Annotated in this window: 13 protein-coding genes; 9 read left to right on the top strand and 4 right to left on the bottom strand. The window is 72.7% G+C overall.

From position 1 onward, the window contains the following. The 3 genes from ACE3O1_RS12035 to ACE3O1_RS12025 all read left to right on the top strand — a co-directional run bounded on the left by ACE3O1_RS12035 (position 1) and on the right by ACE3O1_RS12025 (position 1,091). Positions 1-123, top strand: a complete 123-nt coding sequence (locus ACE3O1_RS12035; protein WP_374315345.1) for a tyrosine-protein phosphatase — start codon at positions 1-3, stop codon at positions 121-123. A 56-nt stretch (positions 124-179) separates the two neighbouring features. Next, on the top strand, positions 180-641 hold the full coding sequence (locus tag ACE3O1_RS12030) for an SIP domain-containing protein (protein WP_374315341.1): 462 nt from the start codon (positions 180-182) through the stop codon (positions 639-641). 138 nt (positions 642-779) lie between these two features. Then, a complete protein-coding gene (locus ACE3O1_RS12025) occupies positions 780-1,091 on the top strand; it encodes a hypothetical protein (protein WP_374315339.1) in 312 nt (103 codons plus the stop codon). Between the two features lie 39 nt (positions 1,092-1,130). Here the strand turns inward: ACE3O1_RS12025 and ACE3O1_RS12020 are convergent, their stop codons facing one another. The 4 genes from ACE3O1_RS12020 to ACE3O1_RS12005 form a co-directional block, all read right to left on the bottom strand. Continuing rightward, positions 1,131-1,589, bottom strand: a complete 459-nt coding sequence (locus ACE3O1_RS12020; protein WP_374315337.1) for a Fe-S oxidoreductase — start codon at positions 1,587-1,589, stop codon at positions 1,131-1,133. Beyond that, positions 1,586-2,407, bottom strand: a complete 822-nt coding sequence (locus ACE3O1_RS12015) for an arginase family protein (protein ID WP_374315335.1) — start codon at positions 2,405-2,407, stop codon at positions 1,586-1,588. Before ACE3O1_RS12015 ends, ACE3O1_RS12020 begins: the two co-directional genes overlap by 4 nt. Positions 2,408-2,516: 109 nt before the next feature. Then, entirely contained in the window at positions 2,517-3,278 is a 762-nt protein-coding gene (locus ACE3O1_RS12010) for a PspA/IM30 family protein (protein ID WP_374315333.1), read from the bottom strand. 77 nt (positions 3,279-3,355) lie between these two features. Then, positions 3,356-5,377: a TPM domain-containing protein gene (locus tag ACE3O1_RS12005; RefSeq protein WP_374315331.1), complete on the bottom strand. Its 2,022-nt coding sequence runs from the start codon at positions 5,375-5,377 to the stop codon at positions 3,356-3,358. A 165-nt stretch (positions 5,378-5,542) separates the two neighbouring features. Here ACE3O1_RS12005 and ACE3O1_RS12000 point away from each other — a divergent pair, with 165 nt between their 5' ends. From ACE3O1_RS12000 to ACE3O1_RS11975, 6 genes are all read left to right on the top strand, one after another. Next, positions 5,543-6,379: a DUF3097 family protein gene (locus ACE3O1_RS12000; RefSeq protein ID WP_374315329.1), complete on the top strand. Its 837-nt coding sequence runs from the start codon at positions 5,543-5,545 to the stop codon at positions 6,377-6,379. 102 nt (positions 6,380-6,481) lie between these two features. Further along, a complete protein-coding gene (locus ACE3O1_RS11995; protein ID WP_374315326.1) occupies positions 6,482-7,444 on the top strand; it encodes a hypothetical protein in 963 nt (320 codons plus the stop codon). Next, the gene (locus ACE3O1_RS11990) at positions 7,441-8,958 is read left to right on the top strand and encodes a hypothetical protein (RefSeq protein WP_374315324.1); all 1,518 of its coding nucleotides are present in this window, start codon (positions 7,441-7,443) and stop codon (positions 8,956-8,958) included. The genes ACE3O1_RS11995 and ACE3O1_RS11990 overlap by 4 nt, the downstream gene beginning before the upstream one ends. Before the next feature lie 73 nt (positions 8,959-9,031). Next, on the top strand, positions 9,032-9,778 hold the full coding sequence (trmB, locus tag ACE3O1_RS11985) for a tRNA (guanosine(46)-N7)-methyltransferase TrmB (RefSeq protein ID WP_374315322.1): 747 nt from the start codon (positions 9,032-9,034) through the stop codon (positions 9,776-9,778). A 68-nt stretch (positions 9,779-9,846) separates the two neighbouring features. Then, complete coding sequence (locus ACE3O1_RS11980; RefSeq protein ID WP_374315343.1) at positions 9,847-11,139, top strand: MFS transporter; 1,293 nt, start codon at positions 9,847-9,849, stop codon at positions 11,137-11,139. Positions 11,140-11,150: 11 nt separating this feature from the next. Then, positions 11,151-12,059, top strand: coding sequence for a type II CAAX prenyl endopeptidase Rce1 family protein (locus tag ACE3O1_RS11975; RefSeq protein ID WP_374315320.1), 909 nt, complete (start codon positions 11,151-11,153; stop codon positions 12,057-12,059). Positions 12,060-12,271: the final 212 nt, after the last annotated feature.

The following is a 12,271-nucleotide window of genomic DNA, read 5'->3' as shown; positions in this document are numbered from 1 at the left end:
ATGCAGGCGCTGCTCGCGGGCGTCGACGAGCGGTACGGCTCGCCCGCCGACTATCTGCGCGCGCACGGCCTGTCCGACGACGAGCTCGCCGAGCTCCGTCGCGTGCTGCTGCGCCCTCTGTGACGTCATGTGCCGACTGAGGTAAGGCAACCCTTCTTTCGCGGTATAGTGGAGACGTCATGGATCACTCCACCGAGCACACCGCCGCGGCCTGCCGTTCGTCACGGCACACGCGCGTGCAGCACCTCATCACGGCCGACGAGTCCTCGCTCGCCGACCTCGAGATGGTGCTCGCGACGCTGCCGATCTGCTCGACGGGTCGCGTGTTCGTGGAGATTCCGGATGCCTCGGCCCAGGCCGACATCGTCGTCCCGAGCCGCATGGTGCTGACGTGGCTCGACCGCTCGCAGCGCTCCGGTGCCCCGGGCTCCGGCCGTGGGTGCGTGCCCGGCGAGGCGCTGTCGCGCGCCGTCACCGCGTGGGCCGACGAGATGCTCTGCGCCGCGGACGATCAGACGCGCATCCATCTGCTGGGCGGCTACCTCGGCACGGCCGACATCGTCGACCACCTGACCGCGATGGGCATCGACGCCCAGGCGATCCACACCCCCGCGCAGTACGGCCTGGCCACCGCGCGCTGAGCCCGCGCGCCGCACGCTGAGCCCGCACACCGCGCCCACCCTAGGGTGTTCACCCGGCTTGACGCGCGCCCGCGCGGGGAGTGGGATGAGCGCCGACGAGCGTCTCTGCTCGTCGTCCGTGGACGAAAGGGGAGAAAGATGCGCAAACCGATGCTGCTGGGGATCGCGGTGGGGGCCGTGCTCGTGCTCGGTTCGGCAGGGGGCGCTTTCGCCGGGGAAGTCGGAGGCAGCGGGAAGGTCACGCCGGCGGGGGACAACGCCCGCTCGCTGTGCGCGTTCTCGGGTCTCGAGGACTTCGACAACCTGGAGCCGGTGCAGCCCGGTGTGGTGCAGAACTGGGGTCACATCCCCCAGGAGGCCCGCAAGATGTTCAGCGACCGCGGCGCCGCGGTCGTCAACACGCCGTTCGGGCTGGAGGGCTGCAACGCCAGCATGTTCCCGAACAAGTGAGTCGGCGGCGCGGCCCGGGTCGCCACGGGCCGCGCCTGCTCAGCGGGTTCCTCGCGGGAGGTAGTTGCCGTCCTCGAGCCCCGCTTCGATCTCGAAGCGGTTGCGCAGCGGATCCCGGCCGGCGAACAGGTAGAGCAGCGGCATCAGGAAGCCGTAGCGCTCCCACTGGCGCTTGTGCACGGACTCGTGCTGCAGCAGCTGGTCGGTCACCCGCGCGTCGCCGGTGAGGAAGCATCCGCCCACGCACACGCCGCCGCGCGCGAACGTCCAGCCCGGCATCCCGCGGAACACCCACAGGCCCGCACGCCGCTCGATGCGGCCGGTGCTCCACAGCGTGCCCCAGACCCAACCGACGGCCGTGCCGTACCAGTAGCCGGCGCGGCTCACGGGGGAGTCCAGCAGGATGCGGGGGATCAGCCGGTCCCACGTGCGTCCACGCGCCACGGCGCGATCGGCTGCCGCGCGCCATCCGGTGGGCGGCGGCGGGATCGGACTCACGCCAGCGCCCCGATGACCCGGAGGATCGCGCCGAGGTCGTCGGTGGCGCTCGCCGCCGATGCGGGCGAGTAGCCGGCGAGCGACGACCCCACCAGCGGGAACTCCGCGCGCACAGCGGCGATCGCGGCGGTGAGCTCGCCCACTGTGAGCCCGAAGGGCTCGGGGTGGGCGTTCCCGGCCACCTCGGCCGGGTCGAGGACGTCGACGTCGACGTGGATGTAGACGCCGTCGGCTCCGCTGGCCCGCACGGCCGCCACGAGGGCGTCGGCGTCGCGCAGGGCGTCTACCGTGAGCGCGGCGATGTCGAGCTCTCCCATCGCGTCGAGTTCGGCGTCGTCGTACGAGCGCGCGCCGGCCACGACGACGCGCGCGTACGGCACGGTGCCGTCGGTGAGCGCGAGCCCCGGCGCGCCGTCGCCCGTGACGGCGCGGAGCACCATGCCCGCGAAGGCGCCCGAGGTCGAGGAGTCCGGCGTGTTGAAGTCGGGGTGCGCATCGAACCAGACCACTGCGAGCGCCGGCACGCGCCGGGCGGCGTGGGCGATCGGGGCGAGGGCGACGCCGCAGTCGCCGCCGACGGTGAGCACGGGCTCGTCGTGTCCCTCGAGTGCGTCGGCGATCTGGCCGTGCACGCGCTGAAGGGAGCTGAGGCGGTGGATGCCGGTGCCCAGCGACTCGCCGGCCTCCATCGGCACGTCCAGCACGGTGGTCGCCGACCTCGGCAGGTCGCCGGCGATGGCCTGGGCCCCGTCGATCAGCTGCATCGCCCGTGACGACGGGCTTCCCTGCCACTGCGGGACGACCAGATAGCGCATCATCCCCTCATCCTCTCGCAGCCCGCTGCCGTCGCGCACCCGTCCCGGCACGCCGTCGGCGAACACGACGGAGGCCGCCGACCCTCGGTCGACGGCCTCCGTGATGCCGGGACTACGGCGTGTAGGGAGCGCTGGGCGCGTCGATCGCCGCCTGGGCGGGCGTCGAGCCCGACTTCAGCGCGGCCAGGCGCGCCTCGACCTCGGTGAGCTGGCCGACGTCTTCGAGGCTCTCGAACTGCGCGTCGAGGCTGGATGCCGCGAGCTCCTGCTTGCCGGCGGCCAGAGCCTCCTGGCGGCGGACCTTGTCCTCGAAACGGCCGAGCTCGCTCGTCGGGTCGAGCACATCGATCGACTTGACCGCGTCGTGCACCTTGTTCTGCGCCTCTGCGGTCTTCGCGCGGGCGAGGAGCTCGGAGCGCTTCGACCTCAGCTGCTCCAGCTTCTGCTTCATGCCGTTGAGGCCGTCCTTGAGCTTTGCGACGACCTCGGTCTGCGAAGCGATCGTGGGCTCGACGGCGCGCGCCTCGTTCTCCTCGCTGATCTGGCGCTGCAGCGCGATCTTGGCGAGGTTGTCGAACTTGTCGGCGTCGGCGGTGCTGCCCGCCTGGCGCAGCTCGTCGGCCTTGCGGCTGGCCGCGAGGGCCTTGTTGCCCCACTCGGTCGCCGCCTGGATGTCCTCCTGGTGGTCGCGCTCCAGCAGGCGCAGGTTGCCGATCGTCTCGGCGATGGCCGCCTCGGCGTCGGCGATCGAGTTGGTGTAGTCGCGCACGAGCTGGTCGAGCATCTTCTGCGGGTCCTCGGCAGAGTCGAGGAGCGCGTTGATGTTCGCCTTCATGAGGGTCGAGATTCGACCGAAGATGGACTGCTTCGCCATCGGATTTCCTTCCTATCGGACAGAACTGCGGGTAAGTCTGGTGACGCGTGGTGCGGTGGTCGGAGGGGCGGATCGGGTCAGAAGCGGCCACCTCCTCGACGGCCGCGGGTGCCCCCGCCGCCGAAGCTGCCCGGACGGATGCCGCCTCCGGACGAGCCGCCGAGCATCCCGCCGAGTCCGCCGAGTCCGCCGCCGAGTCCTCCGGAGGACCGGCCGCCGCCCCCGCCCATCATCGAGTTGATCAGGATGCCGCCGAGCACCGCGCCCAGCATCCCACCGCCGCCGTCGCCACCGCCCTGGGGCTGGCCCCCGAACATGCCGCCGCCGCCCGAGAAGGCGCCGACGTCGTTCTGCGCGAGCTGGATCGCCTGCCCGGCGAGCTGGTCGGCGCGCTGAGCGTGCTGCATCGCCTGCTGGGGGTCGCTCGCCTGCAGCTGCTGCGCGCGCACCAGCGCCGCGCCGGCTTCGGCGAGACGCGTGCGGGCTTCGGCGCCGACCGCGCCGCGGCGCGCGGTGATGTAGTCCTCCGCCGTCGACACCTGGGCCTGCGCCTGGAGGATGAGCTGGCCGACCATCTGGCGCGCGCGCTGCGCCTGGGCCTCGGCATCCCGGATCCCCTGCACCAGGGCGTCGATCTGCTGGTTCGCGGCCTCGAGGCTCTGCAGCGTCACGAGGGGGCGCTTGGCGGGCCCCGTCAGATTCGCCTTGGCGGCCTCGATCTGCTGCGCGGTCGCGGCGATCGCGGCGGCGATGCGTCCGTCCGGATCCGGGAGCGCCCGTGCGCCGGCGATGTCCTGCTCGAGCTCTGCGATCAGCGCGGCCGCGCTCTGCTCGCCCTGCGCGAGATCGTCCGCGAGCTTGCCGATCGCGTCCTCGAGCAGCGTGGCCTGACCGACCGCCTCCTCGGCGGCGCGGATCCCGACGGCGGCCTCGCCGCCCTTGCCGTTGCCGATCGCCGCACGTGCCGCGGCGAGCTGTTCATCGGCGAACGCGAGCCGCTGGCGCGCCTGGTCGGGATTGTCGGCGACCGTCGCGAGCGCCTCGGGGGCGTACGACGAGCGCAGTGTCTGCAGGCGCGCGGCGGCACCGTCGAGGGCCGCACCGGCGGCCGTTCGCTCGCTCTCCACGCGGCTGAGCGCCTCGGGCGCATTCTGCTCGAGGCGGCGCAGCTCGTCGAACGCCTCCGCCTTCTCGTCGAGGACCGCGTTGGCCTGTGTGCACAGCGCGATGATCCGCTCGTTCCACCCCCTCACGTCCTGCTCGGAGTCGGGTGTCGCGTCGTCGAGCTGCTGCTTGAGGGTGAAGGCCTCGTCGAGGTCGGCCTTCGCCTGCGCGAGCGCCTGCTCGAACTCGACGGTCGCCGCGTCGCCGAACTGGGCCTTGGCGAAGCCGAGCTCCTGCGCGCTGGTCTTGAGGGCGTCGTCGGTTTCGACGAGAGCGGATGCCGCCTGCCGCTCCAGCTCCTCGAGGGGAACCTGCGGCACGGCGGGCCCGCCGGGACCGGCCGGGCCGGCCGCCTTCCTGCGCCGGCGCAGGAACATGACGAGGAGCACGATGCCGACGCCGATGACGACGACCACGAGGATGCCCGTGAACCAGCTCGAGCCGCCGCCGCCGGCGCCGCCCCCGGGGTCGGTCATGCCGTCCGCGGCCGCATCGACGGCGCCGAGCCAGTCGTCCTGCGCGAGCGCGGGCTGCACGCGGTCCTGCTCGATCGTGGCGAGCTGGTCCTCGGTGAGGGGTCCTGCGGAGTCGGCCGAGAGGTAGTACTGACGTGCTTCCGTCGCGACGGCGAGCAGGTACTGCGTCGTGCCGAGCCCGTTCTCCTGCGCGGTCTGGTTCGCCCACGCCTCCGCCCCGGGCGGGTCGGTGAAGTCGTCGACGAAGACCACCCACAGGTCGAGACCGGTGTCGGTCTTCAGCTGCTCCAGCCGCTGCTGCGCCTCCGCCTCCTCGGCGGGGGTGAGCACGTCGACGTCGTCGAGCACGTAGCCGGATCCGAGCGTGACCGGGGGAGTCGCCAGCGCCGCGGAACCGGTGATCGCGCTGGCCGCGACCACCGCAGCGGACGCCACCGCTGCAGCCCATCGCAGTCGCATCGATCCCCCTCCGGGACTCGGACCATCCCCTCGGGCGAGTCTATTCAGGCCCGGGGATACGACGGTAGCCCACGGCATCCGTCCCGGGTGTGTGTTCGCCGAGAACCCGGGTCGCTCCCGGTCGGCGGGGGTCGCAGCGGGTAGCCTCTCCGATCCGGAGGACACATGGACGATCGCTACGGCACCGATGTGCTGGCCGGGGGATGGCGCACGCACGGAACCCGGCAGCTGCCCCGGGTTGAGGCATCCCGCGACCTCGTCGTCGAGGTGGCCGCCGACGGCTTCTGCGGCGCCGTGGTCGGGCTCGCGTCGGGCATGGTCGAGCTCGAGGACCGGCACGCCCGGCGACGGCTGTTCCCGCTCGGCGCCGGGTTCCTGGTCGAGGGCGAGGATGTCGTGCTGATCCCACCGACGGCGGCCCCCGCCCCGACCGCGCCGCAGCGCACCGCGTCGGGCTCGTTCGCGGCGCCCGAGGCACGCGCCCGCGTCGCGCGGGCGAGCCGCATCCTCGTGGAGGGCAGGCACGACGCCGAGCTCGTCGAGAAGGTGTGGGGAGACGACCTCCGCGCCGAGGGCGTCGTCGTGGAGTACCTGCAGGGCATCGACCTGCTCGAGGCGACGCTGGACGAGGAGCCGCCCTCCGCGGAGCGCCGCTACGGCGTGCTGGTCGACCATCTCGTGCCCGGTTCGAAGGAGTCGCGCATCGCCGAGGCGATCGGACGTACCCGGCACGGCGCCCACGTGCGCATCGTGGGTCACCCGTGGATCGACGTGTGGCAGTGCGTCACGCCGCGTGCGGTCGGCATCGAGCGGTGGCCCGAGGTGCCACGCGGCATCGACTACAAGGTCGGCGTGTGCCGCGGGCTCGGCTGGCCCGCCGGCGACCAGGCCGACCTCGCCCGCGCGTGGCAGCGGATCCTCGGATCGGTCCACAGCTACCGCGACCTCGAGCCTGCGTTCCTCGGCCGGGTCGAGGAGCTCATCGACTTCGTCACCGCCTGACCTACCCACCCGCGGGCCCCGTTGTCAACGGGTGTCCGCGCGCGGGGGGCGCTGTTAGCTTGGCGCGACGCGCGCTCCCGGGCTCGCGTGGGGAGGGGTCCCGTGCACACGAACGCGGGCGGCGCCGTCGCCGCCTACGAGTCCGTCGACACCGTGCCCGAGTTCTCGGGGCTGCGAGACGCCCTGCGCGCCGGCGACTGGAGCGCCTGCGAGGAGGCGCTGCGCGCGATGCCGGCCGACACGGCGGCGTACGCAATCGCGATGATCGGGGAGCTCGACGGCATCGAGGAGCTGCTGCAGTCCGCGGTCGCGGAGGCGCCCGGGTCGGCCTGCGCCCGCACGACCCTCGCCGTGCGCTACATCGTGATCGGCTGGACGATCCGTACCGGCGCGCGCAGCGAGAACGTGAGCAGCGAGCAGTTCGCGGCCTTTCGGACGTGGCTCGTGGCGGCCGAACAGCTCCTCATCGACGCGTGCGCTCTGGAACCCGGCTACGCGCCGGCCTGGGGCGTGCGCGTGCTGACCGCGCGAGCGCTGGAGGTCGGAGCGTCCGAGGCGTGGCGACGCTTCGAGCGCGTGCGCGCGCTGTCTCCCGACGACCTCCCGGCGCAGATCCACATGCTCGAATACCTGCTGCCGAAGTGGGCGGGGACGGACGAGCAGGCGCGGAGCTTCGCCTTCGAGACCGCGGCCCAGGCCCCGCCGGGATCCCACAGCGGCATGCTCGTGCCGCTCTACCACCTCGAGCGATGGCTCGAGCTCGACGGTGACGAACCGGGCCGCGAGTACATGCGCCAGCCGTCGGTCGTCGCCGAACTGACGGATGCCGCGGCTCGGTCGGTCCGGCACGCCGACGATCCCGGCGGCCCGCTCGGCATCCAGGCGCACAGCGCGTTCGCGATGGCGTTCTGGCTCGCCGACCGTCCGGAGGAGGCGGCGGTCCACTTCGCCGCACTCGACGGCCGGGCGACCGATCTGCCGTGGACCTACGCGTTCGACGAGGCGGCGGGGGTGGCCCAGGTGCGCGACGCAGTCCTCGGGGGCAGACGGGAGGGCGCACGATGACAGACGCCGAGGGCGGGTCCGCCGCCGACGAGCTGGGCCGACTGGACGAGGTCGACACGCTGATCGCACGCACCGTCGTCGACGGCGTGCCGGTGCTGTTCGCACCCGGCGACGGCCCGGTCAGCGGCGGGCTGGTGTTCCGCGTCGGATGGGCCGACGAGCAGCTCGCTCGGTCGGGCATCACGCACCTCGTCGAGCACCTGGCGCTGTTCGGCCAGGACCCGTCCGCCGTGCACCACAACGGCTCGACGGGAGACTTCTCGACGCACTTCCACGCCACGGGGCGGCCGGACGAGGTCGTCGCCTTCCTCAACGCCGTGTGCGCAGCGCTGCGTGGACTGCCTCTCGACCGCATGGAGGTCGAGAAGGGCATCCTCGACACGGAGGCGGCCCGGCGGAGCTCGCACGTCGCGGAGCGCCTGCGGCTGGAGCGCTATGGGGCGCGGGGTCTCGGACTCGGCGGGTACGAGGGATTCGGTCTGCCTGCCGTGACCGAAGCAGACCTGACGGCGTGGGTGGAGGAGCGTCTCGGACGGCTCAACGCGGTCGCATGGATCACCACCGACGCGGTCCCCGAGGGGCTGGATCTGCGTCTGCCGGAGGGTCGCCGGTGGCCGGTGCCTCGCGCGGAGGAGATCGTGCCCGACGGGCCCTCCTTCTTCCGCGGCGCGCAGGGCGGCGTGCTGCTGGACGGCGTGGTTCTCGCAACGGCCGCGGGAGTCGTGTTCGCCGATGTCGCGTCGCGGGCGCTGTTCCGCTCGCTGCGTCAGGAGGGTGGCCTCTCGTACGAGGCGCGATGCGACTGGGAGCGCATCGACGCGGACCGCGCGCGGCTCTCGATCTTCGCCGACGCCCTTCCCGAGAAGCAGTCAGCCGTCGTGGGTGAGATCATCGACGTCCTCGCGGCGATGCGGGTCGGGCGCATCGACGGCGACGCGCTCGCCGCCGCGCAGACTGCCGCAGACGACCTGCCCGAGCCGTCGTCCCTCGGGGCGCAGCTGCTGCCCGCTGCCGCCTTCAAGCTTCTCGCCGGATACGAGATCCGCAGTCCGCAGCGCCTCGCCGCCGAGTATGCGGCAGTCACGGCCGCCGATCTCGTGGAGCTCGCGCGAGAGCTGCAGCGCACCGCCCTTGCGCAGATCCCCGAGGGCAGCCTCGACTGGGCGGGGTTCACGGCGCTTCCCGCGTGGTCGCGAGCCGAGGTCGAAGGAGTCTCGTACGCATTCCTCGGCGAGGCGGGCGGCGAGCTCGTCGTCGGACGCGACGGCGTCATGGCCCGCGAGTCCGGCGGTGCGGTGACCGTGCGGTTCGCCGACGCCGAGGCCCTCGAGGTCTGGCCCGACGGCGCGCGGCGGATCGTGGGCGCGGACGGGTTCCAGATCCTGATCGAGCCGACGATGTACGACGGGCTCTCCTCGGATGAGCTTGCGGGGGTCGACGCGGCCGTGCCCGAGCGGCGGCACGTCCGTCGTCCGGCCCGCTCGCCCGAGTCCGTGCCCCAGCCGCCCCGCTGAGCCGCGGTGCGCCCTGGCCGTGCGGGACCCTCGCGGAAGGCGGCGGCGTCGGAGGCCTGGGTAGCCTGGAGGGGTGACCGACCCCGCCGCTCCGGCCGAGACGCCCCGCACCTTCCGCGACCGTCCGGTGTCTTTCGTGCGGCGCAGCGGCCGGATGTCCGAGGCGCAGGACCGAGCGTGGGCCGAGCTCGCTACGCAGTATGTGATCGAGTCGCCGCGCGACACCGCCTCCACGAGCATCCGCCCCGGGTCGGCGATCGATCCGGCGGAGGTGTGGGGGCGCCGGGCTCCCCTCGTCGTCGAGATCGGCTCCGGCCAGGGGCACGCGATCGTGCACGCGGCGTCGTCGCGCCCCGACACCGACTTCCTCGCGATCGAGGTGTTCCGCGCCGGCCTTGCCCGCACGATGCTCGACGCCGACAAGGCGGGCGCGCGCAATCTCCGCCTCGTCGAGGCGAACGCGCCCGAGGTGCTCGAGCACCTGCTGCCCGAGGCATCCGTCACCGAGCTGTGGGTGTTCTTCCCCGACCCGTGGCACAAGAAGAAGCACACGAAGCGCCGGCTCGTGACGCCGTCGTTCGCGGCGGTGGCCGCGCGGGCGCTGGTGGACGGCGGGATGCTGCGCCTGGCCACCGACTGGGAGGACTACGCGCTGCAGATGCGCGAGGTCATGGCCGGCGCGGACGACTTCGAGGCGACGTTCGAGGGAGAGTGGGCGCCGCGCTTCGACGGCCGCGTGCTCACGGCGTTCGAGCGCAAGGGCGCGCGCGTCGGGCGCGACATCCGCGATCTGTCGTACCGCCGCCGCGCACGATCATGAGCTCCGAGCATCCGCAGCCGCCGGCGGCTGAGACCGACCCGGCGCCGAGGGACCCGGTGCCGGCCGCGGTGACCGACCCGGCGCCGGCCGCGAAGGGCCGCGACCACTGGCGGTTCGTGCGCCCGCTCGCCCATCGCGACTTCCGGATGCTCTTCGGCGCCGTCGTGCTCGCGATCTTCGGCGCCGGCATGTGGGCCGTCGTGATGGTCTACACCGTCATCGACGCCGGCGGCGGCCCGGTCGACCTCTCGCTCGTCGCCGCGGCCAACGCCGTCGGACTCCTCGTCTGCGCGATCCCCGGCGGCATCGCGGCCGACCGCGTCCCGCGCCGGATCCTCCTGCGGGTCGTCCAGCTGTTCGACCTGCTCGCGATCACGTCGGTCGCCATCGCCGGGACGCTCGGCGTCGTGACGATCCCGCATCTCACGATCGTCGCGTTCGTGCTCGGCGCGGGTGCCGGATTCTTCTTCCCGGCGTACAGCGCGATCCTCCCGCGCATCCTGCCGCCGGCCCAGCTGCTCGCCGCGAACGGCCTGGAGGGGGCGATCCGCCCCGCGCTGCAGCAGGCCGCGGGACCGGCCGCCGCCGGGGTGGTCGTCGCCGCCGTGCTGGCCCCCGCCCACGCTGCGTGGGGCATCGTCGCGGCACACGCGATCGCGCTCGTGCTGCTGCTGTTCGTGCGGCCCGAGCCGCCCGCCGATCCGGGCGAGGCGCGTGAGGCGCCGGAGGGCGTGCGGGGCGTCCTCCACGACCTGCGCGAGGCGGTCGTCTTCACGGTGCGCACGCCGTGGCTGCTGTGGACGCTCCTGTTCGCCACCGGATGGGTGCTGGTCTTCATCGGTCCCGAGGAGGTGCTGCTGCCGTTCGTGACCCGGGATCGCATCGGCGAGGATCCCCGCCTGTTCGGCTTCCTGCTCGCGATCTACGGCATCGGCGGAGTGCTCGGGTCGATCGTCGTGTCGTCGCTGCGGCTGCCTCGCCGCTACCTCACCGTGATGATGGGCGTATGGGGGGTGAGCACGCTCCCGTTCGCCGTCGTGGGCATCACGCACCAGTACTGGCTGATGGCGCTGTGTCTGTTCCTCGTCGGCTTCGGCTTCAGCTACGGCAACGTGATCTGGGGGACGCTCCTGCAGCGGCGCGTGCCCCGGCACATGCTCGGGCGCGTCTCGAGCCTGGACTTCTTCGTCTCGCTCGCGCTCATGCCGCTGTCGATGGCGCTCGCCGGACCCCTCGCCGAAGTCGTGCCCGTCGAGACCATCTTCATCGCGGCGGGTGTCATCCCGCTGTTCCTCGGAACGATCGCCTACCTGGTGGCGCGCATGGCGCGCGACGAGATCGCCCATCCCCTCGACAGCTGATCCGGAGCCCCATGCCCGCCCATCCCGCCGCCGCCGTTTCCGTCGCGACGCTGCCCGCATGGTCGTGGCGACTGGTCCCCGCGCTCCTGGTGTGCCTCGCGGCGCCGGCCTTCTTCGTGCTGCGCGTTCCGTGGGTCGGCTGGGTCCTCCTGGCGGCGGGCCTCGCGGTCGCGGTGGCGATGGAGCGAGCGGATGCCGCGCCCCGCCCGGCCGCGGACGCATCAGCCGACGACGACGCGGCGGCACGCGGCATCCGCACGCCCTCGATCGTGCGCGACCTGTCGCTCATCGCGATCGGCCTGCTGATCGTGAGCTCGATCCCGCTCGCCGCCGAACTCGACAACCTTTCGATCGTGCGGTTCGCCGTCGCGCTGGGCGCGGCGGTGGCAGTGCCCTACGTCATCTCGAGGTGGCTGTACCGGGATCACGCGATCCGGTTCCCGTGGCGCGGCGGCGGGCGCTGGACGGCGTTCCAGTGGTCGTGGCTGGCCGCGGTGCTGGTGCTGGGCTGGCTGATCCTGCCGTTCTACTTCATCACGTCGGGCGTCTACCTGAACTGGCCGGTCGTGGACACCCCCGACCTCATCGCGCGCCTCTTCGTCGGCGTCGGAGCCGTCGGCATCTGGGACGAGCTCTTCTTCATCTGCACGTGCTTCGCGCTGCTGCGCCGGCACTTCCCTTTCTGGCAGGCCAACGTGCTGCAGATGGTCGTGTTCGTGTCGTTCCTGTGGGAGCTCGGATACCAGGCCTGGGGCCCACTGCTCACGATCCCGTTCGCACTGCTCATGGGCTGGATCTTCATGCGCACCCGCTCGCTCGCCTACGTCGTGACGGTGCACCTGCTGTTCGACGCCGTCGTGTTCCTCGTGCTGGTCCACGCCCACAACCCCGGCGTCCTCGACGGCTTCTTCCTGGTCTGACCCGCCCGGCCCCTGCCGGGTCCGGCGTCGCCTGTTGCCCGGGTGCCCGGCGCGTTTGCGGCATCCACCTGGCGGGGCCACCGGGCCGGCACCGGCGCGGCGTCTGCACAGCTTCCCCCGGCGCATAACTCCTGCAGTTTGGCGCAGCGGGCCGTGCCGTCCCGCGTGATTCTGGGCGGGTGGTCGCGCTCGGCCCGCGAAGTGCAGGAGTT

The sequence above is a fragment of the Microbacterium sp. genome, assembly GCF_041909575.1.
In the GTDB taxonomy this organism is placed as follows: domain Bacteria; phylum Actinomycetota; class Actinomycetes; order Actinomycetales; family Microbacteriaceae; genus Microbacterium.
This window is presented reverse-complemented; position numbering and strand designations above follow the sequence as displayed.

Bases quoted from the DNA above. Each gene is read 5' to 3' on its own strand.
- ACE3O1_RS12015 (WP_374315335.1), bottom strand. From the start codon at position 2,407: ATGATGCGCTATCTGGTCGTCCCGCAGTGGCAGGGAAGCCCGTCGTCA.
- ACE3O1_RS11975 (WP_374315320.1), top strand. From the start codon at position 11,151: ATGCCCGCCCATCCCGCCGCCGCCGTTTCCGTCGCGACGCTGCCCGCA.
- ACE3O1_RS12010 (WP_374315333.1), bottom strand. From the start codon at position 3,278: ATGGCGAAGCAGTCCATCTTCGGTCGAATCTCGACCCTCATGAAGGCG.
- ACE3O1_RS12030 (WP_374315341.1), top strand. From the start codon at position 180: ATGGATCACTCCACCGAGCACACCGCCGCGGCCTGCCGTTCGTCACGG.
- ACE3O1_RS12005 (WP_374315331.1), bottom strand. From the start codon at position 5,377: ATGCGACTGCGATGGGCTGCAGCGGTGGCGTCCGCTGCGGTGGTCGCG.
- ACE3O1_RS11990 (WP_374315324.1), top strand. From the start codon at position 7,441: ATGACAGACGCCGAGGGCGGGTCCGCCGCCGACGAGCTGGGCCGACTG.
- ACE3O1_RS12025 (WP_374315339.1), top strand. From the start codon at position 780: ATGCGCAAACCGATGCTGCTGGGGATCGCGGTGGGGGCCGTGCTCGTG.
- ACE3O1_RS12035 (WP_374315345.1), top strand. From the start codon at position 1: ATGCAGGCGCTGCTCGCGGGCGTCGACGAGCGGTACGGCTCGCCCGCC.
- ACE3O1_RS12000 (WP_374315329.1), top strand. From the start codon at position 5,543: ATGGACGATCGCTACGGCACCGATGTGCTGGCCGGGGGATGGCGCACG.